17 protein-coding genes and 1 other annotated feature are annotated in these 22,547 nt (G+C 41.2%); of the genes, 15 read left to right on the top strand and 2 right to left on the bottom strand.

From position 1 onward, the window contains the following. Nucleotides 1-8: 8 nt before the first annotated feature. The 4 genes from clpX (at nucleotide 9) to yihA (ending at nucleotide 6,409) form a co-directional block, all read left to right on the top strand. The gene (gene clpX / locus RCG19_RS03380) at nucleotides 9-1,268 is read left to right on the top strand and encodes an ATP-dependent protease ATP-binding subunit ClpX (RefSeq protein ID WP_308109674.1); all 1,260 of its coding nucleotides are present in this window, start codon (nucleotides 9-11) and stop codon (nucleotides 1,266-1,268) included. A gap of 276 nt (nucleotides 1,269-1,544) precedes the next feature. Beyond that, complete coding sequence (gene lonB, locus RCG19_RS03375; protein ID WP_308109673.1) at nucleotides 1,545-3,212, top strand: ATP-dependent protease LonB; 1,668 nt, start codon at nucleotides 1,545-1,547, stop codon at nucleotides 3,210-3,212. Nucleotides 3,213-3,503: 291 nt separating this feature from the next. Next, nucleotides 3,504-5,831, top strand: coding sequence for an endopeptidase La (lon, locus tag RCG19_RS03370; protein ID WP_308109672.1), 2,328 nt, complete (start codon nucleotides 3,504-3,506; stop codon nucleotides 5,829-5,831). Further along, entirely contained in the window at nucleotides 5,828-6,409 is a 582-nt protein-coding gene (gene yihA / locus RCG19_RS03365; protein ID WP_308109671.1) for a ribosome biogenesis GTP-binding protein YihA/YsxC, read from the top strand. Before lon ends, yihA begins: the two co-directional genes overlap by 4 nt. 38 nt (nucleotides 6,410-6,447) lie before the next feature. Here yihA and RCG19_RS03360 read toward each other — a convergent pair whose 3' ends face one another. Further along, a complete protein-coding gene (locus tag RCG19_RS03360; RefSeq protein WP_166239278.1) occupies nucleotides 6,448-6,936 on the bottom strand; it encodes a LiaI-LiaF-like domain-containing protein in 489 nt (162 codons plus the stop codon). Between the two features lie 254 nt (nucleotides 6,937-7,190). Here RCG19_RS03360 and hemA point away from each other — a divergent pair, with 254 nt between their 5' ends. The 8 genes from hemA (at nucleotide 7,191) to ysxE (ending at nucleotide 15,892) form a co-directional block, all read left to right on the top strand. Next, nucleotides 7,191-8,534, top strand: a complete 1,344-nt coding sequence (hemA, locus tag RCG19_RS03355; RefSeq protein ID WP_308109670.1) for a glutamyl-tRNA reductase — start codon at nucleotides 7,191-7,193, stop codon at nucleotides 8,532-8,534. Between the two features lie 15 nt (nucleotides 8,535-8,549). Further along, entirely contained in the window at nucleotides 8,550-9,383 is an 834-nt protein-coding gene (locus tag RCG19_RS03350; RefSeq protein WP_308109669.1) for a cytochrome C assembly family protein, read from the top strand. A 15-nt stretch (nucleotides 9,384-9,398) separates the two neighbouring features. Continuing rightward, nucleotides 9,399-10,340 carry a hydroxymethylbilane synthase gene (gene hemC / locus RCG19_RS03345; RefSeq protein ID WP_308109668.1) on the top strand — a complete coding sequence of 314 codons (942 nt, stop codon included), beginning with the start codon at nucleotides 9,399-9,401 and terminating at the stop codon, nucleotides 10,338-10,340. Then, the gene (locus tag RCG19_RS03340; protein WP_308109667.1) at nucleotides 10,334-11,116 is read left to right on the top strand and encodes a uroporphyrinogen-III synthase; all 783 of its coding nucleotides are present in this window, start codon (nucleotides 10,334-10,336) and stop codon (nucleotides 11,114-11,116) included. The genes hemC and RCG19_RS03340 overlap by 7 nt, the downstream gene beginning before the upstream one ends. A gap of 77 nt (nucleotides 11,117-11,193) precedes the next feature. Then, entirely contained in the window at nucleotides 11,194-12,174 is a 981-nt protein-coding gene (gene hemB / locus RCG19_RS03335; protein WP_308109666.1) for a porphobilinogen synthase, read from the top strand. Nucleotides 12,175-12,199: 25 nt separating this feature from the next. Continuing rightward, on the top strand, nucleotides 12,200-13,486 hold the full coding sequence (hemL, locus tag RCG19_RS03330; RefSeq protein ID WP_308109665.1) for a glutamate-1-semialdehyde 2,1-aminomutase: 1,287 nt from the start codon (nucleotides 12,200-12,202) through the stop codon (nucleotides 13,484-13,486). Nucleotides 13,487-13,657: 171 nt separating this feature from the next. Next, complete coding sequence (spoVID, locus tag RCG19_RS03325; protein ID WP_308109664.1) at nucleotides 13,658-14,767, top strand: stage VI sporulation protein D; 1,110 nt, start codon at nucleotides 13,658-13,660, stop codon at nucleotides 14,765-14,767. An 87-nt stretch (nucleotides 14,768-14,854) separates the two neighbouring features. Beyond that, nucleotides 14,855-15,892 (top strand): spore coat protein YsxE, encoded by a 1,038-nt coding sequence (ysxE, locus tag RCG19_RS03320; RefSeq protein ID WP_308109663.1) that lies wholly within the window; start codon nucleotides 14,855-14,857, stop codon nucleotides 15,890-15,892. A gap of 20 nt (nucleotides 15,893-15,912) precedes the next feature. On the opposite strand, the gene RCG19_RS03315 is transcribed toward ysxE, so the two are convergent. Continuing rightward, nucleotides 15,913-16,104, bottom strand: a complete 192-nt coding sequence (locus RCG19_RS03315; protein WP_308109662.1) for a hypothetical protein — start codon at nucleotides 16,102-16,104, stop codon at nucleotides 15,913-15,915. A 155-nt stretch (nucleotides 16,105-16,259) separates the two neighbouring features. After that, nucleotides 16,260-16,496 (top strand) — a binding site (T-box leader). 39 nt (nucleotides 16,497-16,535) lie between these two features. Between RCG19_RS03315 and RCG19_RS03310 the strand changes: the two genes are divergently transcribed. From RCG19_RS03310 to RCG19_RS03300, 3 genes are all read left to right on the top strand, one after another. Beyond that, nucleotides 16,536-19,178, top strand: a complete 2,643-nt coding sequence (locus RCG19_RS03310) for a valine--tRNA ligase (protein WP_308109661.1) — start codon at nucleotides 16,536-16,538, stop codon at nucleotides 19,176-19,178. 66 nt (nucleotides 19,179-19,244) lie between these two features. Further along, nucleotides 19,245-20,567: a bifunctional folylpolyglutamate synthase/dihydrofolate synthase gene (locus RCG19_RS03305; RefSeq protein ID WP_308109660.1), complete on the top strand. Its 1,323-nt coding sequence runs from the start codon at nucleotides 19,245-19,247 to the stop codon at nucleotides 20,565-20,567. A 62-nt stretch (nucleotides 20,568-20,629) separates the two neighbouring features. Beyond that, nucleotides 20,630-22,345: a sensor domain-containing diguanylate cyclase gene (locus RCG19_RS03300; protein WP_308109659.1), complete on the top strand. Its 1,716-nt coding sequence runs from the start codon at nucleotides 20,630-20,632 to the stop codon at nucleotides 22,343-22,345. Nucleotides 22,346-22,547: the final 202 nt, after the last annotated feature.

The raw sequence follows: 22,547 nt of genomic DNA, 5'->3' as shown, positions 1-22,547 counted from the left end.
TGAAAGGATTGTTTAAATTTAATGATGAAAAAGGACAATTAAAATGTTCCTTCTGTGGCAAAACACAGGATCAAGTTCGTAAACTAGTGGCCGGGCCGGGAGTTTATATATGTGATGAATGTATCGAGCTTTGCACAGAAATTGTGGAGGAAGAACTTGGAACGGAAGAAGAAGTAGAATTTAAAGACGTTCCAAAGCCGAAGGAAATCTGTGAAATTCTGGGCGACTACGTTATCGGTCAAGACAAGGCGAAGAGATCGCTGTCTGTCGCAGTTTACAACCATTATAAGCGCATCAATTCTAATAGTAAAATTGATGACGTTGAGCTTTCGAAAAGTAATATTTGTATGATCGGACCAACTGGTAGCGGTAAAACATTATTGGCCCAAACATTGGCGCGTATTTTGAATGTACCATTTGCCATTGCCGATGCTACCTCCTTAACAGAGGCTGGATATGTTGGGGAAGACGTCGAAAACATTTTATTAAAATTAATTCAAGCTGCTGACTATGATGTGGAAAAGGCTGAAAAAGGCATTATTTATATTGATGAAATTGATAAAATTGCCCGTAAATCAGAGAACCCTTCCATCACTAGAGATGTTTCCGGTGAAGGTGTTCAGCAGGCTCTATTAAAAATTCTTGAAGGTACGGTGGCGAGTGTTCCGCCACAAGGTGGCAGAAAACACCCGCATCAAGAATTCATTCAAATTGACACAACGAATATTTTATTTATTTGTGGTGGAGCATTTGACGGAATTGAACCAATTATCAAACGCCGTTTAGGTCAAAAGGTTATTGGGTTCGGTTCAGACGTCAAGCAGGTAGATATTAGCTCGAAGGAACTTCTTTCCAAGGTATTACCTGAAGACTTGCTTCGTTTTGGATTAATTCCAGAATTTATTGGCCGTCTTCCTGTGATTGCAAGCCTTGAGCAATTGGATGAGGCTGCATTAATTGAAATCTTAACAAAACCAAAAAATGCACTTGTGAAGCAATATCAAAAAATGCTTGAAATCGACGAAGTCGAGCTGCAGTTTGAAGAAGGTGCGCTGACTGAAATTGCAAAGAAAGCTATAGAACGTAAAACGGGTGCCCGTGGGTTACGTTCAATTATTGAAGGAATCATGCTTGATGTCATGTTTGACCTTCCATCCCGTGATGACATCACGAAATGTATCATCACGAAAGAAACCGTAATCGACAATAGTGTTCCAAAGCTTGTTTTGGAAGATGGAACTGTTGTGGTCGAAGAAAAATCTGCATAAAATAGGGAAGACCCGGCTGTTGGCCGGGTCTTTTCACGTTTGTAGGAGTTCAATATGTGATATTCCGCATTCAATGAGCGATTTCCTGAGTTCAATGAGCGAATTTCGAAGTTCAATGAGCGAATTTCGAAGTTCAATGAGCGAATTTCCGGGTTCAATGAGCGAATCCTATCAGCATCCTTACCATACAGTTTTAAAAATTTATAGTTTATTCCGCGTTTCTACAGGAAATACTTATTACTATATATTGAGTATTTAGTTGTAGGAGGGAAATATATGAGTTGGACAGGGATTGCCTTATTTATACAGCTGTTTTTCGGAATTATTATTGGGCTGTATTTTTGGAATTTGCTAAGGAACCAGCGTACGCAAAAAGTGTCCATTGATCGGGAATCCCGGAAAGAAATGGAGCAGCTTCGCAAAATGCGATCAATATCCTTAACGGAACCATTATCTGAAAAAGTTCGTCCTTCAAGCTTCAATGATATTGTAGGCCAAGAGGATGGAATAAAATCATTAAAAGCAGCATTATGCGGCCCTAATCCGCAGCATGTGATCATTTACGGTCCACCAGGAGTTGGCAAAACAGCAGCGGCCCGACTCGTTTTAGAAGAAGCCAAAAAGAATGCAAAATCACCATTTAAGCCAGCATCTGTCTTTATTGAATTAGATGCAACAACAGCCCGATTTGATGAACGCGGGATTGCCGACCCGTTAATCGGCTCCGTCCATGACCCAATCTATCAAGGTGCCGGTGCCATGGGACAGGCTGGAATTCCACAGCCAAAACAAGGGGCAGTAACCAACGCACATGGCGGGGTTCTTTTTATCGATGAGATCGGTGAACTGCATCCCATTCAAATGAACAAACTATTGAAAGTGTTGGAGGATCGGAAGGTCTTCCTTGAAAGCGCCTATTACCACGAAGAAAATAATCAGATCCCAACGCATATCCATGATATTTTTAAAAATGGCCTTCCCGCCGATTTTCGTTTAATCGGAGCGACGACGAGAACGCCAAGTGAAATTCCTCCTGCCATTCGTTCGCGCTGTATGGAGGTATTCTTCCGTGATTTAAATCAGGAAGAAATTGTTGTCGTTGCTAGAAAAGCAGCCGAGAAAGTAAACCTAAAAATAAGCGAGACAGGCGTTGAAACCTTATCTACATATGCAAGAAATGGCCGTGAGACGGTTAATATGATTCAAATTGCGGCGGGGCTTGCGATTACCGAAGACCGTGATTTTATTAAGGATGAAGATATCGAGTGGGTTATCCATTCCAGTCAAATGACACCAAGAATGGAGCGGAAGATTAATGATATTTCGCACGTGGGTCTTGTGAATGGACTGGCAGTCTACGGGCCAAATTCCGGGGCGCTACTGGAAATAGAAGTGACGGTTATCCCAGCAAAGGATAAGGGCTCGATTAATATTACTGGAATCGTGGAAGAAGAAAGTATTGGCGGCCAGGGTAAATCAATTCGCCGAAAGAGTATGGCGCGCGGGTCGATTGAAAATGTTATTACTGTATTACGTTCAATGGGTGTACCGGCCAATGACTATGATATCCACGTGAATTTTCCCGGCGGTGTCCCGATTGATGGTCCATCAGCGGGTATCGCGATGGCAACAGGGATTTATTCTGCTATTTATAAAATTCCTATTGATAACACCGTGGCAATGACTGGGGAAATCAGTATTCATGGGAATGTGAAACCGATTGGCGGTGTCTATCCAAAGGTGAAAGCGGCACGGAAGGCTGGAGCTAAGACGGTGATTATCCCAGATGAGAATATGCAAACCATATTAAATGAAATCGATGGAATTACTATTGTTCCTGTTACCCATCTACACGAAGTCTTTGAAATTGCCTTAGTCAATTCCTATCCTAAAATGGAAGCCATACCGGCATCGATTGAGTTAACGAAAAAAGAGTCAATTTGAGAAAAGCGCAAGTACCCTGGTCAGCGGCGAATAGCGTAGGGCGCTGTAGCTGGACAATTCTCAAAGTCAAAAATTTTATACTTCTTTTTTAAAAGAAAACTTCGGTTTGGTTGAAAAATCATACCGAAGTTTTTTTGATAGAAAAATGGGGATGATAATGATAGTGAAAAAGAGATTAGTCTCCACACTCTAAAAATAGACACGTAAAAACAAATAAGATAGAATTGTACAACAAAGACTATTCTGCTTTGAAGTAGAAAAAAGGATTTTTGCATGTGGAGGTGCAGTATTTTGGCGAAAAAGAACGAAATGATCGTCCCCCTCCTGCCGCTTCGTGGATTGCTTGTCTATCCAACAATGGTTCTTCATTTAGATGTAGGCCGGGAAAGATCTGTGCAGGCACTTGAAAAAGCAATGGTAGATGACCATTTAATATTCTTAACGACTCAAAAGGATGTTTCCATTGATGAGCCGACTGAAGAGGACTTATATAAGCTTGGAACATTAACGAAGGTTAAGCAAATGCTTAAACTGCCAAATGGAACCATTCGTGTTTTGGTAGAAGGCTTAAATAGAGCGGAAATTGTCGCGATATATGATGACGAGGACTATTATTCCGTTAATATTGTTACATATGAGGATCCAGATACAAAAGATGTAGAAGACCAGGCCTTGATGAGAACAATGCTTGATTATTTCGAGCAATACATAAAATTATCGAAAAAGATTTCTGCCGAAACCTATGCATCGGTTGCTGATATTGAGGAACCGGGTAGAATGGCAGATATCATCGCGTCGTATTTACCAATAAAGTTAAAAGAGAAGCAAGAGATCCTTGAGACGATTGATATCAAAGCGCGTGTAAATAGTGTCATTGATACGATTCATAATGAAAAAGAAGTCCTAAATCTTGAAAAGAAGATTGGCCAACGTGTAAAACGTTCGATGGAACGGACGCAAAAAGAATACTACCTTCGAGAGCAAATGAAAGCCATTCAAAAAGAATTAGGCGATAAAGAAGGTAAGACAGGTGAAATTGCGGATCTGACGAAGAAAATAGAACAGGCGGGAATGCCGGATCATGTGCTAAAGACAGCAATGAAGGAGCTTGACCGTTATGAAAAAGTACCAACAAGCTCAGCCGAAAGTGCCGTTATCCGCAACTATATTGACTGGCTGATTTCCATCCCATGGTCTAAAAAGACGGAGGATGATATCGATATTCTTAGGGCCGAAAAGATTTTAAATCAAGACCATTACGGACTTGAAAAAGTAAAAGAACGGGTGTTGGAATATTTAGCGGTACAAAAGCTGACAAATTCCTTAAAAGGACCGATTCTTTGTCTTGCAGGACCTCCGGGTGTTGGTAAAACAAGTCTTGCTCGTTCAGTGGCAACATCACTTAATCGCAATTTTGTCCGTGTCTCGCTTGGCGGTGTCCGTGATGAATCCGAAATCCGCGGTCATAGAAGAACATATGTCGGGGCAATGCCGGGGCGAATCATTCAAGGGATGAAAAAGGCAGGCACAATTAATCCGGTCTTCTTACTTGATGAAATCGATAAAATGTCGAGTGATTTCCGTGGTGATCCATCAAGTGCAATGCTTGAGGTTTTAGATCCGGAGCAAAACCATAATTTTAGTGATCATTATATAGAAGAAACGTATGATTTATCGAAGGTTATGTTCATTGCAACAGCCAATAACCTTTCGACGATTCCGGGGCCGTTGTTGGACAGAATGGAGATCATAACCATTGCCGGCTATACCGAGCTTGAAAAGGTTCATATCTGCAGAGACCATTTACTGCCAAAACAAATTAAAGAAAACGGCTTGACAAAAGGGATTCTTCAAGTTCGTGATGAAGCAATTCTGAAGGTGGTTCGATATTATACGCGTGAGGCAGGGGTGCGAAGCCTCGAGCGGCAAATGGCGACTATTTGCCGGAAAACAGCGAAAATCATTGTTTCCGGTGAGAAAAAGCGCGTCATTATTACCGAAAAGAATGTAGAAGAATTTTTAGGGAAAACACGTTTCCATTATGGAATGGCAGAAGCGGAAGATCAAGTCGGGGTTGCTACAGGATTAGCCTATACAACGGCTGGCGGCGATACCCTGCAAATCGAGGTTTCACTTTCGCCTGGTAAAGGCAAGCTCGTATTAACAGGTAAGCTTGGGGATGTTATGAAGGAATCGGCACAAGCTGCTTTTAGTTATATTCGCTCTAAAGCGGGGGTTCTTGGGATTGCCGAAGATTTTCATGAAAAATATGATATCCATATTCATGTTCCTGAGGGCGCAGTTCCGAAAGATGGCCCATCTGCAGGGATCACAATGGCAACAGCACTTGTATCGGCCTTAACCGGCAGACCGATTCGTAAGGAAGTGGGGATGACAGGTGAAATTACTTTACGGGGCAGAGTATTGCCGATTGGCGGCTTGAAGGAAAAAACACTAAGCGCCCATCGTGCTGGGCTGACAAAGATCATTCTTCCGAAGGATAATATAAAAGATATTGATGATATTCCTGAAAGTATCCGAAATGATTTAGAATTTGTACCGGTATCCCATGTGGACGAAGTGCTGAAGCACGCCCTTTTAGAAGGTGATGCCCGATGAAGGTAGTAAGTTCAGATATTGTCATTAGTGCCGTGAAACCGGATCAGTATCCGGATACAGAACTGCCGGAATTTGCCCTTGCCGGCCGCTCAAATGTTGGTAAATCATCGTTTATTAATAAAATGCTAAACCGGAAAGGTTTAGCCAGAATTTCATCGAAACCTGGTAAAACACAGACCCTAAACTTTTACCTAATCAATGAAATCCTCCATTTTGTGGATGTCCCTGGTTACGGGTATGCAAAGGTATCAAAGACAGAGCGTGCGGCTTGGGGGAAGATGATTGAAACCTATTTTACCAGTCGCGAACAGTTGCGTGCAGCCGTTTTGATCGTTGATCTCCGCCACCCGCCGACACGAGATGATATTATGATGTATGACTTTTTAAAGCATTACGAAATTCCATGTGTCATCATCGCCACTAAAGCGGATAAAATCCCTAAAGGGAAATGGCAAAAGCATCTAAAAGTAACCCGAGAAACTCTAGATCTTGATAAAAATGACCATCTCCTGCTGTTTTCATCCGAAACCGGGGAAGGAAAAGATCAAGCCTGGAAAATATTACAAAGCTATATGTAAAAAAAATAACCGTCAGCGCAATCAATATGCGCGGGCGGTTATTTTTTCTTTTTTAGCAGAAAATAGATACCAACAACAATTAAAAGAGCAGGCCAAAACTTCCAAATGATATTCATTCCGTTTTGCAGCAAACCAAAATAACTGGCAATTTTATCATAAAAAAGCAGTAGTACTGCTAAAATAAGAAAAAGGAATGCTTGAAACAGCCCATTGTTCGTCTTTTGAAAGCGAAGGAAAAAGCCTATTGAAATGATAAGGATTAACATACCAATTGTATTTGTGGGCCAGAATGGTACATGCCCTGATAGATGAAAGTGTAGTCCGAATCCGCTCATAATCACCCCGGGGAGGATAGCTTCATAATCTCTTGCTGAAAAGCCTTGACCCAAAAAAGCAATTCCGACAATAATGAGCAATGTCGGCCAGGTGAAAAATGCTTGAAAAAGTGTTATACCTGCCTGCTGCAATAAAAAGTAAGCCCCAAATCCGATAAGAATAATCCCTGGGAAAATTCGTTGATTTTTCATTGAAAAACACCACTTCCAATAAGGTTTACTTGAATCTAGTCTATTTTTTTGGTACTGTACATAGGGAAGTAATTTATCCTCATATATTTTTTTACTATAAGAATAGCCGACTAGGCCATTCCAACGGCCAGTTTTACTATATCTTATCACATAGTTTCATTTTCTGTTCACATTTTTCGGGTAAAAGTCGAAATTGCTCATGGTATAATCTTACTAGTTACTACTGTAATCTTATTGGGGGTGTAATTAACTAAATGCATATAGTCGTCATAGGTCTTAACTATAAAACTGCCCCAGTAGAAATCCGTGAGCGGTTAACATTCAATGAAACCGACCTTGTGGATGCCATTAAAAAATTAAACACGAAAAAAAGCATCTTAGAAAATATCATTTTGTCTACTTGTAATCGTACAGAAATTTATGCGGTTGTCGATCAGCTACATACCGGCCGCTATTATATTAAAGAATTTCTATCTGAATGGTTTGGAATGGATCAAACCGAATTTTCGCCGTTTTTATTCGTTTATGAAGACGACGGAGCGATTGAACATTTATTTAATGTAACGTGCGGACTTAATTCTATGGTATTAGGGGAAACGCAAATTCTTGGACAGGTGCGAACAAGCTTTATGGTAGCACAGCAAGAAGAAACGACTGGATCGGTATTTAACCATTTGTTTAAACAAGCGATTACCATGGCAAAACGAGGCCATTCAGAAACCGATATTGGTGCCAATGCTGTATCTGTCAGCTACGCTGCTGTTGAATTGGCGAAAAAAATCTTCGGTTCGCTTGCGAAAAAGCATGTGTTAATTTTTGGGGCAGGGAAAATGGGCGAATTAGCAGCCCAAAACCTGCATGGAAACGGCGTGGAAAAAGTAACAGTCATCAATCGTACGTATGATAAAGCCATGGTACTTGCGAGCCGTTTTAACGGTGAAGCCCGATCATTAGCGGAACTGGAGAAATCACTTGTAGAAGCAGATATTTTAATCAGTTCCACGGGTTCAAAGGACTTTGTCATTTCAAAAGAAACGATGGCTCGTGTTGAGAAAAAGCGTAGAGGAAAACCGTTATTCATGGTTGATATTGCTGTTCCACGTGACTTGGATCCAAGAATTGCTGAGCTCGAGAATGTCTTTTTATACGATATTGACGACTTAGAGGGAATTGTCCAGGCTAATTTACAGGAACGTCAGAAAGCAGCGGCAAAAATTAGGCTTATGATCGAAAAGGAAATTGTTGAATTCAATCATTGGCTTGGCATGCTTGGTGTAGTCCCTGTGATTTCAGCCTTACGGGAAAAAGCCCTCGCGATTCAAGCTGAAACGATGGTTAGTTTGGAAAGAAAGCTGCCAAACTTATCGGATCGCGATATGAAAGTGTTAAATAAACATACAAAAAGCATCATCAATCAGCTATTAAAAGATCCTATATTACAAGCGAAGGAATTGGCCGCAAGACCGGATGCGGATCAGGCAATGGAATTCTTTATGAAGATATTTAATATTGAAGAGCTTGTTCAAGATCAACATTTGAAAATAGCCGAAACGAATAAAATGCAGGTTGGAGAAGTCCAGGCTTCTTTTCAGTCATAAGGGGGCCACGCGGCTATGTTTGACCTTTATATGACAAGGCTGCATGAACTAACAGTTGTTCTATATGCCTTCAGTGTGCTGTTATACTTTTTTGACTTTATTCACCATAACCGGAAGGCAAACCGTATTGCCTTCTGGTTACTTGCATTTGTATGGGTTTTACAAACGGTGTTCCTAGTGATCTATATGACGAAAACAGGCAGGTTCCCGGTACTCACGATCTTTGAGGGACTCTATTTTTATGCTTGGGTATTAGTAACATTGTCAATTGGGATAAATCACTTACTTCGGGTCGATTTTATCGTCTTTTTTACAAACATCCTTGGATTTACCGTGATGGCCATTCATACCTTTGCTCCGATGCAATACTCATCGCATATCATGGCAAAGCAGCTAGTATCGGAATTGTTGTTGATCCATATTACGATGGCGATTTTGTCATACGGGGCCTTTTCATTATCCTTTGTCTTTTCGTCATTATACCTGCTTCAATATGATTTATTGAAACGAAAAAAATGGGGAACACGCCTTTTACGGCTGGCAGATTTAGAGAAATTAGAAAAGTCATCTTACATATTGGCCGTCATCGGTGTTCCGATGCTGCTTCTAAGTGTGATCTTAGGTCTGCAGTGGGCATTTCTTAAGGTTCCGGGGATGCCGTGGTACGATATGAAAATTATCGGATCGTTCTTGTTACTTACGGCCTATAGCATTTATTTATATTTACGAATTGCGAAAAACATATCCGGCAAGAAATTAGCCATTTGGAATACAGGATCATTTTTAATCGTATTAATAAACTTTTTCTTATTTGGTCAATTATCATCGTTTCATTTATGGTATGCATAACCCTAGGAGGCAGTCATGAGGAAAATTATTGTTGGTTCAAGACGGAGTAAATTAGCGTTAACACAAACAAATTGGGTAATGGATCAGCTGAAAAAACTTGATCCATCCTTCGAATTTGAGGTCAAAGAAATTGTTACGAAAGGGGATAAAATCCTTGACGTTACCCTTTCTAAAGTTGGTGGTAAGGGGTTATTTGTAAAAGAAATCGAGCAGGCGATGCTTGATAAAGAGATTGATATGGCGGTTCATAGTATGAAAGACATGCCTGCCGTCCTGCCTGAAGGGTTGACGATTGGCTGTATTCCATTCCGTGAAGATCACCGCGATGCCCTTATTTCAAAAGGCCATGTAAAATTAAACGATTTAAAGCCAGGAGCGATTATTGGTACGAGCAGCCTGCGCCGCAGTGCCCAGCTATTGGTGCAGCGCCCGGATTTAGAGATTAAATGGATTCGCGGTAATGTTGATACAAGATTAGCAAAATTAGAAACAGATGAATACGATGCGATTATTTTAGCAGCTGCAGGCCTTTCCCGCCTAGGTTGGACTTCCGATGTCGTAACGGAGTTTCTAGATGCCGATATTTGTATTCCTGCTGTAGGTCAAGGGGCATTATCCATTGAATGCCGCGAAGATGATAAAGAATTACTAGAGCTTTTTGAAAAATTCACTTGCAAGAAAACGATGAGAGCGGTTCGTGCTGAACGTGCATTCCTTCAAAAAATGGAGGGCGGCTGTCAGGTACCAATTGCCGGCTTCGCTCGCATTGATGATGCAACAGATGAAGTAGTATTAAATGTATTAGTTGCTTCACCTGAAGGAAATGATGTCTTCAAGGAAGAACTTCGCGGCCAAAATCCAGAAGAACTTGGTAACCAAGCTGCCGATTTATTAATTGAAAAAGGTGCTAAGGATTTGATTGACAGGGTCAAACGGGAGCTTGAGGGTCAATGCTAAAATCTTTACCATTGCTTGATAAAAAGGTTCTCGTTCCAAGAGGAAAAAATCAAGCAAAACCGTTTGTTGAGTTGGTTGAAAGGTACGGAGGGACTCCTGTGGAAATCCCTCTCATCGCCTTTCGGCCGATTGCACAAAATCAGCGCCTTCACGATTGTTTGATGGCCCTTGATACATATGATTGGATTATTTTTACGAGTAACGTTACCGTTGACACTTTTTTTTCTTTTTTTGATATGGCCGGTTCCTCTCTTCCAAAGATAGCTGTGATTGGTAAAAAGACTGCAGATGTCTTGCAGCATAGGGGCCTTCAAGTGGAATTTGTCCCGTCATCCTTTGTAGCTGAAAGTTTTGTTGAAGAGTTTTTACCGTATGTAAATAGTGGTGCAAGGGTATTGCTTCCAAAGGGGAATCTTGCCCGGGAATATATCGCCAGCGCGTTAACGGAAGCTGGGGCTGCAGTGGATGAGGTAGTTATTTATGAAACCTACATGCCGGAAGATAGCCGTGTAAAGCTTACGAAGATGTTGGCTGATCACCAGCTGGACATCCTTACGTTTACAAGTCCATCGACTGTCGACCATCTAATGGATGTTGTCAGGGAACATGGTTTAGAGGAACAGATGGAGAGTTGTCTGATAGGCTGTATCGGACCGGTTACTGAGAAAAAGTTACAGGAATATGGACTAACGGTACATGCTTCACCGGAGGAGTATACGGTGGCGGAAATGATTAAAAGCATGATTACTTATTTGGAGAAGGGATCCGCTGTTTGAAAACAGCGCTTCGCGAGTAAAGCGGTGCAATCCGCGAGTAAAAGGAAATGTTACTTATTTTAGGGGGTAAACACATAATGGAATTACAATTTTCACGTCATCGCCGTTTACGCTCAAGTGCCAATATGCGCGCGCTTGTCCGAGAAAATCACTTAAGAGCGGAGGATTTCATTTATCCTCTGTTTATTTATGAAGGTGAAAATATTCGCAATGAGGTATCATCCATGCCTGGAGTATTCCAAGTATCGATGGACAATCTTAAAGAAGAAATGGATGATATCGTCGCTCACGGGATAAAATCTGTCTTATTATTCGGGATTCCGAAGACGAAGGATGCCTGTGGTGAGCAAGCGTATCATGACCATGGTATTGTTCAAGTTGCCACACGTTATATTAAAGAAAACTATCCGGAAATAATTGTTGTTGCCGATACATGTTTGTGTGAATACACTGACCACGGCCACTGTGGTGTGATTGAAGGGGAGAAAGTCCTTAACGACGAATCGCTTGAATTGCTTGTTAAAACGGCAATTGCCCAAGCGAAAGCGGGCGCCGACATTATTGCCCCATCCAACATGATGGACGGCTTTGTGGTAGCCATTCGTGCTGGTTTGGACGAAGCCGGTTTCACAGAAATCCCTGTTATGTCTTATGCTGTTAAATATGCATCTGCCTTCTACGGTCCATTCCGTGAGGCTGCGGAAGGTGCACCGCAATTTGGCGACCGTAAAACCTATCAAATGGATCCGGCTAACCGGATGGAAGCATTTAGAGAAGCAGAATCTGATGTTCAAGAGGGTGCTGACTTTTTAATTGTAAAACCAGGTATGCCATATCTTGATATCGTCCGTGATATAAAAAATAACTTTAACCTGCCTGTTGTTATTTACAACGTAAGCGGTGAATATGCCATGATTAAAGCAGCCGCTGGGAACGGCTGGGTTGATGAGAAAAAGACCGTGCTTGAAATGCTGGTTGGTATGAAGCGTGCTGGTGCAGATTTAATTATTACCTATCATGCAAAAGATGCCTGCCGCTGGTTAAAAGAAGACCAATAATCACTTTTTGAAAAGAGGGAAAAAAATGCGTTCGTATACGAAATCGATTGAAGCATTTAAAGAAGCCCAAAACCTAATGCCAGGTGGCGTAAACAGCCCCGTACGCGCTTTTAAATCCGTTGGTATGAGCCCGATTTTTATGGAAAGAGGCAAAGGTTCAAAAGTTTACGATATTGATGGCAATGAGTATATTGATTATGTACTTTCATGGGGTCCACTCATTCTTGGACACTCTAACGACCGTGTTGTCGAAGCTTTGAAAAAAACGGCTGAAAACGGTACAAGCTTTGGTGCTCCAACATTGTTAGAAAACAAATTGGCCCAGCTTGTGATTGAACGTGTGCCATCCATTGAAGTAGTGCGGATGGTTAACTCAGGAACAGAGGCAACGATGAGTGCCCTTCGTTTGGCAAGAGGCTATACTGGCCGTAACAAAATTTTAAAATTTGAAGGCTGCTACCATGGCCACGGTGATTCCTTATTGATTAAAGCGGGTTCAGGTGTGGCCACACTTGGTTTGCCGGACAGCCCCGGGGTCCCAGAAGGCATTGCCAAAAATACCATCACAGTGCCATATAATGACCTTGAAAGTGTCAAATATGCATTTGAACAATTTGGCGATGATATCGCTTGTATCATCGTTGAACCAGTTGCTGGTAACATGGGTCTAGTCCCGCCGCTTCCAGGCTTCCTAGAAGGTTTACGTGAAATGACTACCACAAACGGTTCATTGCTCATTTTTGATGAAGTCATGACCGGTTTCCGTGTCGGTTACAATTGCGCACAAGGCTATTTTAATATAACTCCTGATATTACCTGTCTTGGAAAAGTAATCGGCGGCGGTCTTCCTGTTGGTGCATACGGTGGGAAGGCAGAAATCATGCAGCAAATCGCGCCAAGCGGTCCGATTTACCAAGCGGGTACCCTTTCAGGCAACCCTTTGGCGATGACGGCTGGGCTAGAAACACTTAGCCAGTTAACACCAGATCACTACAAGGAGTTTATCCGTAAAGGTGACTTGCTTCAAAAAGGCTTTGAGGCGGCTGCTGAAAAATATGATATTCCCATTACCTTTAACCGTGCCGGGTCTATGATTGGTTTCTTCTTTACGAACGAAGCTGTTATTAACTATGAAAAAGCCAAGACCTCTAATTTGGAATTCTTTGCAGCCTATTACCGCGAAATGGCCAACCAAGGGGTATTCTTACCACCTTCACAGTTCGAAGGCCTATTCCTATCCACGGAGCATTCTGATGTGGATATTGAAAAGACTATTAAAGCAGCCGAGGTTGCTTTTTCGAAGCTTAAATAATTTAGCGCAGCACCCACTTGATTTTAGTGGGTGTTTTTTGTTTGGTTAGGAGCCCCCAAAACAATTCTTTTCTCCCCAACCTTTTTGTTTTTATCATAAATAAAAAACTTACTTCATAGAGTGTAAGTGACATAGTGATTTTGCGTAAAGGATACGAAAGGAGGAGTCGCTTTGTCCCAGGAGAATCAATCGTGCCTGCGATTTTCCTTGGAGGAGTCGCTGTGGTTTAGAAAAGGACAGGAAGTCGAAGAGCTTATTTCGATTTCCCTAGACCCCGACATCACCATCCAGGAAAACGATCAGTACGTAACCATACGAGGTTCGCTGGAACTCACCGGCGAATATAAAAGTTACGAAGCTAGCGATGTAAGCGAAGATGAAGGATTTACCTCACAGAAATTTGTCGAGAGGGTAGCAGAACGCGAAGAAGAGGGAAGCTGTGAGTTTTCCCATCGATTCCCTGTCGATATCACGATTCCGAATAATCGGATTCAAAGCATTTATGATATCGACGTCCTTGTAGAATCATTTGATTATTCCTTACCTGAACGAAGTTGCTTGAAGTTATCTGCTGAACTGACCATCAGTGGTCTGTACGGACAAGAACAACAACAGCAACAGGAAGAAGAACCGGAATATGAAGTGCTTCACCGCTCCAATACTGAACACGAAGAGGAAGTAGAAGTGGAACAGCCAGCTGTTCAAAGCACTTTCCAAGAAAACTTTTTATTTGAAGCGGAAGCAAGAAAACAGCAGGAAAAAGAAGAACCTGTTGAAGTGTTGCCGAAATTCCCGACTTTCAACTACCAGCCGCAGGTAGAATTTGATGAAGAAGAGGAAGAAGAAGTTTATGAGCCTGTCTGGAACCTCCAAGAAGCGAGGAGTGAGGGCAGCAAAGAACCTGTGCTGGAAATAGTTGAGGAAGAAGTTGTGGTGGAAGTTGAGCCGGAGGAACATCATCATTATGGAAAAAAACATAAGGTTGAAGAAGAAAGTTCTTCCTCGTCCTCTTCGGATGATATGATCAAAAAGGTAAAGAAAAAGCTTTCCGGTAAAAAGAAGAAGATGACACTAACAGAGTTTTTTGCAAGGAAGGACGAAAATACAGGCCAAACAAAATTAAAGGTATGTATCGTGCAAAAGGGGGACACGGTCGATACTCTGGCCGACCGCTATGATGTTACGGTTCAGAACCTCCTTCGCATCAATAATCTGGAACTGAATCAAGACGTCTACGAAGGTCAAGTATTATATATTCCCGGGGCCCTTGCGAAAAAGTAATCGAATGACGATAAGGCGAGCAGGTGATTTTGAACCTGCTCTTCTTTTAAAAGAATCCCTTTCTGCTAAGAAAAGAGTTGAAATCACATGAGTGACTCGAACCGGTTAGAATCTGTTTCACCCATTTTAAAAAATTACCTTGTCGAGCCTTATTTTGTTGAGGATTACGGCATTGTCCAAAAGATTTACTCGAACAAAGGAACCTTTGCATTAAAAAAAATCTCCCCCAATACCGGGACGGATTTTATCCGTCATGTTCACCTTCTATACCAAAAGGGGTTTAACAGGATTGTCCCGATTTACCCGACGATGGATGGTAGGTATGCGGTTTTACATGAAAACAATCTTTATTATCTTATGCCGTGGATGCCGAACGATCAGAAGGAAGATCGGGAACACAAAAGCCAGCAGCTTTTTCGAGAATTAGCAAGGCTTCATACTCTGTCGGCTAAAGAAATCACGGTCAGCCAAGAAGAACGAACAGAGCATTATGAAAAAACGATTCAACAGCTCGAAAAACATCAAGAATTTCTTGACGGCTTCATGGATGAATGTGAGAAAAGAACATATATGTCACCGTTTGAATTGCTATACTGCTTATATTACAACGAAATAAGCCAGGCATTGCGTTTTTCAAAAACAAAATTTGAAGAATGGTACGAGACCACAAAAGAAAATGACAAGGCTCGGATGGTGATTACGCACGGAAAATTGTCATCGGAGCATTTTCTCTATGATGATCGGGGGTATGGCTTTTTCATTAATTTTGAAAATGCCCGGTACGGCTCACCGATTCATGATCTCCTTCCCTTTTTATCACGGGCCCTAAATACCAGTCCAAAACGGAATGATACCGCCCTTGACTGGGTATACCATTATTTTAAATACTTTCCCTATAAAGAGGATGAGAAATTATTATTTAACAGCTATTTAGCACTGCCTATTCCCATCATGCAAGTGGCTGAAAGCTATTATCGCAAACCGCGACCAAAGAATGAAATGAAATTTGTACGCCAGCTGCAGCACCGTTATTGGCATTTGAAAAATTCTGAGTATATCGTGATGAGGATGACGGAAATCGAAAACCAGCAGAAGCAGGCAAAAGAAGGAGCCCAGCCGCAGTAGTCACCTGCTTTAAGGGCTCCTTACATAATATCAAAATAGATTGAAATCGCAATAACAATAAAAAACGATAACAATAATACATCAAAGACGGTCGGTAGAAAAATTGTCCGAATGAATTGAAAAATCACAAACGGTACTATTAATTGTCCGCAGAACCTCCGGAAGGTTCTGAACCAGGGACGGTGTTTGTAGTTGTTAAGATTTCTCTTCACTGTGACCTCCCCTAAAAATATGACATTACTTAAGTATATTCAAATCACCCAGTTTGTTCCCTGTAAATATGCATATAGTATAAATTATAAAAAATTTGGCGATCATGATTGACGTGAATCCCCTTTTTTGGGTAGTATAACAATATAATTTAAAAACAAAAGCAAAGACAGGGAAGAGTACGATACCATCCTGCTTCAAGAGAGGGAAATCAGTTGCTGAGAGATTTCCTAAGAGGAAAGTCGGAATGTCGCCCATGAGCTTCTTCTGCGAACAGGCCAATGTGCCCCAGTAGTTGAGGACGGATGAAATCCGTTATCTGATTTAAGAGCCAATCATGTTTTTTGATTGGAAAAAAGGTGGTACCGCGAAGCAAACTCCATTCGTCCTTTTATGACGAATGGGGTTTTTATGTTTGAAGGAGGAATTTTAAATGGAAACAAAAGAATTAACCATGCCGACCAAATACGATCCGCAATCGATTGAAAAGGGTCGTTATGACTGGTGGTTACAAGGTAAGTTTTTCGAGGCAAAAGATGATGAAGGCAAAGAGCCATATACAATTGTAATCCCACCGCCAAATGTTACCGGTAAACTGCATCTTGGCCATGCATGGGATACAACACTTCAAGATATCCTAACGCGCATGAAACGGATGCAAGGCTATGATGTACTATGGCTTCCAGGAATGGATCACGCCGGAATTGCTACACAAGCAAAGGTTGAAGAAAAGCTTCGCAGCGAAGGCAAAAGTCGTTACGATTTAGGTCGTGAAAAATTCGTTGAGGAAACATGGAAGTGGAAGGAAGAATATGCATCCCACATCCGTCAGCAATGGTCAAAGCTAGGTCTCGGCCTTGATTACAGCCGCGAGCGTTTTACCCTTGACGAAGGCTTATCAGACGCTGTTAAGGAAGTATTCGTCACCCTTTATAAAAAAGGCCTTATCTACCGCGGGGAGTATATTATTAACTGGGATCCTTCGACAAAAACAGCTATATCTGATATTGAAGTCATTTACAAGGATGTTCAAGGTGCCTTTTATCACCTAAGATACCCATTGGCAGATGGCAGCGGCCACATTGAAATTGCAACCACTCGTCCGGAAACAATGCTTGGTGATACGGCTGTTGCGGTACATCCGGAAGATGACCGTTACAAGCACCTCATCGGAAAAACGGTAATTCTGCCAATCGTTGGCCGCGAAATCCCAATCGTGGGCGACGATTATGTGGATATGGATTTTGGCTCAGGTGCCGTAAAAATTACGCCTGCACACGACCCGAATGACTTTGAAGTCGGTAACCGCCATAATCTTGAGCGTGTACTTGTCATGAACGAGGACGGCTCGATGAATGCTAAGGCAGGTAAATATCAAGGACTAGACCGTTTTGCATGTCGTAAGCAAATCGTTAAAGACCTTCAAGAACTAGGTGTTCTTTTCAAAATAGAAGATCATTTGCATTCTGTTGGCCACTCTGAACGCAGTGGTGCAGTTGTTGAGCCATACCTTTCAACACAATGGTTTGTAAAAATGCAGCCACTTGCAGATGAAGCGATTGCCTTGCAAGACAAAGAAAATAAAGTAAACTTTGTTCCGGACCGTTTTGAAAAAACGTATTTACGCTGGATGGAAAATATCCGTGACTGGTGTATTTCAAGACAGCTATGGTGGGGTCACCGGATTCCTGCTTGGTACCACAAGGAAACGGGAGAAGTTTATGTTGGCTTTGAAGCACCAGCAGATGAAGAAAATTGGAACCAGGACAATGATGTTTTAGATACATGGTTCAGCTCAGCGTTATGGCCTTTTTCAACAATGGGTTGGCCAAATCAAGAAGCGGCTGATTACAAACGTTATTTTCCTACAGACGCATTGGTAACAGGTTACGATATCATCTTTTTCTGGGTATCACGAATGATTTTCCAAAGTATTGAATTTACTGGCGACCGTCCATTCAAAGATGTTCTTATTCATGGTCTCGTTCGTGATGAACAAGGACGTAAGATGAGTAAATCACTTGGAAATGGTGTTGACCCAATGGATGTCATCGAAAAATATGGTGCCGATGCCTTAAGATACTTCCTCTCAACGGGAAGCTCACCAGGCCAGGATTTACGCTTTAGTTTTGAAAAAGTAGAATCAACTTGGAACTTCGCTAATAAGATTTGGAATGCTTCCCGTTTCGCGTTAATGAATATGGATGGCATGACATATGATGAAATTGATTTTAGCGGTGAAAAGTCTGTTGCGGATAAGTGGATTTTAACTCGCTTAAACGAAACGATTGAGCACGTGACAAAACTTTCAGAGCGTTATGAATTTGGTGAAGTGGGTCGTGCCTTATACAACTTTATCTGGGATGACTTCTGTGATTGGTATATCGAAATGGCGAAGCTTCCACTGTACGGAGAAGATGAAGCAGCGAAGAAAACAACCCGTTCTATTCTAGCACATGTTTTAGATAACACAATGCGCTTGCTGCATCCGTTCATGCCATTCATTACCGAGGAAATTTGGCAGAACCTTCCTCACAAGGGTGAGTCGATCACAACTGCCGCATGGCCGGTAGTAAATCCAGAACTATCCAATGACCAGGCAGCCGGGGAAATGAAGCTTCACATGGAAATGATTCGCGCTGTACGCAATATCCGTGCAGAGGTAAATACGCCAATGAGCAAGAAAATCAAAATGTTAGTTAAGGCGAAGGATGAAGCCATTCTAAAAGCTATTGAAAACAATCGAAGCTATATTGAACGCTTCTGTAATCCGGAAGAATTGCAAATGGGTGTAGATATTGAAGCACCTGAAAAAGCAATGACCGCTGTAGTGACAGGCTTAGAAATCATCTTGCCGCTTGAAGGATTAATTAATATCGATGAAGAAATTGCCCGACTTGAAAAAGAATATGATAAATTAAATAAAGAGGTAGACAGAGTTCAAAAGAAATTAAGCAATGAAGGCTTCATGAAAAAAGCACCTGACAGTGTGGTTGCCGAAGAACGTGCCAAAGAGCAGGATTATCTCGAAAAGAGAAGCATTGTCGAGGCTCGAATTAAAGAATTAAGAGGATAATAAGCAGTAAGAGGCGAATTCAGCAATGGATTCGTCTTACTTATATTAAAAAGGGGTGTTACAAAAATGTTTACTACATATCAAGAAGCCCTAAACTGGATCCATGCTAGGCTACGATTAGGCATTAAACCTGGTTTAAAACGGATGGAGCGGATGATGGAGCGGCTAGACAATCCTGAGAACAAAATCAAAGCGGTCCATATTGGCGGAACAAATGGCAAAGGCTCAACTGTCACCTTTTTACGCTCCATCCTCCAAGCAGGGGGATATACAGTCGGTACATTTACTTCACCATATATAGAACAGTTTAATGAGCGGATTAGTGTCAACGGGAATCCAATTAGTGATGAGGAATTATTGCAGCTAGCAAATGTCATTCGTCCGTTGGCAGATGAATTAGAGGAAACCGAATTGGGGGGCCCAACCGAGTTCGAAGTCATTACCGCCATGGCATTCTATTTTTTTGCGATGATAAAAAAGGTTGATATTGTCATTTTTGAAGTAGGTCTTGGCGGACGATTTGATTCGACAAATATTATTCAGCCACTTGTCTCTATCATTACAAATATTGGACTCGACCATACCAACATTCTAGGAAACACCTATGAGGAAATTGCTTTTGAAAAAGCCGGAATTATTAAAGAGAAGACCCCCATTTATACAGCGGTCAAACACATGGGCGCTCTAAAGGTAATTGAGGAGCAAGCGGATAAAAAGTCAGCACCAATTACTAGATTAAATCATGAATTTACATTAAGTGGACATGAATCGCTTGCTAGAGGTGAGCAGTTCACACTAGAAACACAGCCGCAACCCCTAAAACAACTTGAGATCAGTATGATTGGTCAGCATCAAACCGAAAATGCAGCTCTGGCCGTTTTATCTGCTCAGTATTTGAATGAGAAGGGCTATTTCGCGGTCACGGAGCAATCCATTCGAGCAGGATTAAAACAAGCCTATTGGCCTGGGAGATTTGAAGTTCTATCAGAAAATCCGCTCGTCATTATTGATGGTGCCCATAATGACGAAGGAATAACGGCATTAACCAAGGAACTATCATCACGCTACAGTGATCGGTATATCAAAATTGTATTTGCAGCTCTAAAGGATAAAAAACTAGATGAAATGATTAGCAAGCTTGATCAAATCGCGAATCAGATTACTTTTGTCAGTTTTGATTTTTCACGTGCGGCTAGTGCAGAGGAGTTGCTTAAGCTTAGCGGTTCCGAAAACAAACTAGCAGTGGAAAACTGGCAATCCTTTCTTCTTGAAGAAATTCAGGATCTAGAAGCTTCTGATATCCTTGTCATCACAGGTTCTCTTTATTTTATTTCTGAAGCAAAACCATATTTAAGCAAATATTTGAAAAATAATGCAATTTCATTGTGACAAGCGTACTATAATTTGATAAACTTACTTTGAATTAAAAATAATGGGGAAGGAGGATTATGATGAAGGTAAACCCTACGGTGAAAAAAATTGCTTTTGTAATTTGGTTTTTAATGGTTCCAGCAGGATTGTGGTTTACCTATAAAACATACCCTCCTCATCTATCTGATAATTGGGTCGACTTGTTGGCATTCCTACTGCTCACAACTGTCGTTGCGGTTATGCCAATTGTTATCAATGATGTGTTTATATTTGTTATCCAATGGGTGGCCCTTGCAACATTTTTACGATTTGGGTTATTTGTTGAAATTCTTTATGCCCAGTTTGCCGTCATTGCCTTACTACTTAAGCTAAAGGTTCTTCAAAAAGGGCAGCTATTCCGTTTGCCGCTTAATCTGATAATGTTCTTTCTCGTTTCTTTTTTTAGCGGGTTAATCTATTATTTACTCGGCGGTCAGGTCCGCCCTAATCTATCCGGAGTTCCCCATTCACTTTGGCTTGCAGTCATATACATTGTTTTATATTATTCCTTAAATCAAATCATCATATCCTTTAACCTTTATGTTATTTATAAGAGTAAAGAGCCGTATTTTGGGAAGGACTTTTTTGTCGAAACTATTACTACATTAATTACTTTTCCAATTGGTTTTGTATTATATATTCTTTATAACCAAGTGGGATTATTGGCCATTATATTTGTCGGTGTTCCATTTGTAAGCCTGTCGATCATTTTTAACCTCTATTATTCGAGTGAAAAAATAAATGAATATTTACAAAAGGCAGCTGAAATTGGTCATCAGATGGCCGAACGTTTGCAGGTTGATGATGTCGTAAACCTTTTTATCCAAAAACTTTGTGAAATGCTCCCGGTTGATTATGCCTATATACTAGAAGTAAGTGATAATGAGCTGAAATTAATCCGTCATATAGAAGCCGGTGAGGTTAGCATAAATGAACTGCCAGCATTTAAAAAAGACGATGGCATAATTGGTACAACCTGGTCTAAACAAAAAGCTGTATTTTATACTGCAAGAATGCAATGGCGTGGGATCCCGATGAATTACATCCCTGGCGACGTAGAAAGTATTTTATGTGTTCCAATAGTAAAAAGTCAGAACGTTATTGGGGTGTTGTTACTCGCTTCGAAACGAAAACGAGCATATGAGAAATATCAACTCATGATTGTTGATATTTTATGTTCATACTTTGCGGTGGCCATGGAAAACGCCAAGCATTATGAACGAACGAAAATGCAAAGTGAGCGCTGTGCTTTAACAAAACTTTATAACTATCGATATTTTGAAAAGGTGTTAAACGAGGAATTTGAAAGACTGACTACTTTCGAGCGGAACATGTTGTCCTTGATTATTCTTGATATTGATCACTTTAAACAAATTAATGATACGTATGGTCATCAAAGCGGAAATGAAATTCTTTATGAGCTTGCAAACAGGCTCGATAAGTTAATTGCCAATCGCGGCACAGTTGCCCGATATGGCGGTGAAGAATTCGTTGTTCTCATACCTGACGTAACAAAAGAGGATGCCCTCCATATGGCTGAACTAATCAGACAGTCGATTGCCAACTGGCCATTTACCCTGCAACAATCCATGGATCAGAAACAGCAGCAGGTGAAGATAACCGTTTCTATTGGTGTTGCAACAGCACCAGAAAATGCCGAGGATGCCCTTGCCTTGATTCGACATGCCGACAGGGCCCTTTATGTCGGGGCAAAGCGAGCAGGAAGGAATCGGGTGGCGGAGTATTCATCTTGTTAACAAGGTGATGATGAAATGGATAAAGATTTTTACATTTAAATACCCTGAAATAGAAAAGAAGGCCGATTCTCACGAATTGGCCATTTTTTTGTAATAGTAAGTTTATTTTTCGACGTATTAATAAAAATAAATCCAAATTGCTACAAAAAAAGTATTTTGTGCATTTAGGGGATTTGATATACTAATAGTAATATAATAGGCA

It is taken from the genome of Neobacillus sp. OS1-2 (assembly GCF_030915505.1).
Lineage (GTDB): Bacteria > Bacillota > Bacilli > Bacillales > Cytobacillaceae > Neobacillus.
This window is presented reverse-complemented; position numbering and strand designations above follow the sequence as displayed.

Bases quoted from the DNA above. Each gene is read 5' to 3' on its own strand.
- lonB (WP_308109673.1), top strand. From the start codon at position 1,545: ATGAGTTGGACAGGGATTGCCTTATTTATACAGCTGTTTTTCGGAATT.
- yihA (WP_308109671.1), top strand. From the start codon at position 5,828: ATGAAGGTAGTAAGTTCAGATATTGTCATTAGTGCCGTGAAACCGGAT.
- RCG19_RS03360 (WP_166239278.1), bottom strand. From the start codon at position 6,936: ATGAAAAATCAACGAATTTTCCCAGGGATTATTCTTATCGGATTTGGG.
- hemA (WP_308109670.1), top strand. From the start codon at position 7,191: ATGCATATAGTCGTCATAGGTCTTAACTATAAAACTGCCCCAGTAGAA.
- RCG19_RS03350 (WP_308109669.1), top strand. From the start codon at position 8,550: ATGTTTGACCTTTATATGACAAGGCTGCATGAACTAACAGTTGTTCTA.
- hemC (WP_308109668.1), top strand. From the start codon at position 9,399: ATGAGGAAAATTATTGTTGGTTCAAGACGGAGTAAATTAGCGTTAACA.
- RCG19_RS03340 (WP_308109667.1), top strand. From the start codon at position 10,334: ATGCTAAAATCTTTACCATTGCTTGATAAAAAGGTTCTCGTTCCAAGA.
- hemB (WP_308109666.1), top strand. From the start codon at position 11,194: ATGGAATTACAATTTTCACGTCATCGCCGTTTACGCTCAAGTGCCAAT.
- hemL (WP_308109665.1), top strand. From the start codon at position 12,200: ATGCGTTCGTATACGAAATCGATTGAAGCATTTAAAGAAGCCCAAAAC.
- ysxE (WP_308109663.1), top strand. From the start codon at position 14,855: ATGAGTGACTCGAACCGGTTAGAATCTGTTTCACCCATTTTAAAAAAT.
- RCG19_RS03310 (WP_308109661.1), top strand. From the start codon at position 16,536: ATGGAAACAAAAGAATTAACCATGCCGACCAAATACGATCCGCAATCG.
- RCG19_RS03305 (WP_308109660.1), top strand. From the start codon at position 19,245: ATGTTTACTACATATCAAGAAGCCCTAAACTGGATCCATGCTAGGCTA.
- RCG19_RS03300 (WP_308109659.1), top strand. From the start codon at position 20,630: ATGAAGGTAAACCCTACGGTGAAAAAAATTGCTTTTGTAATTTGGTTT.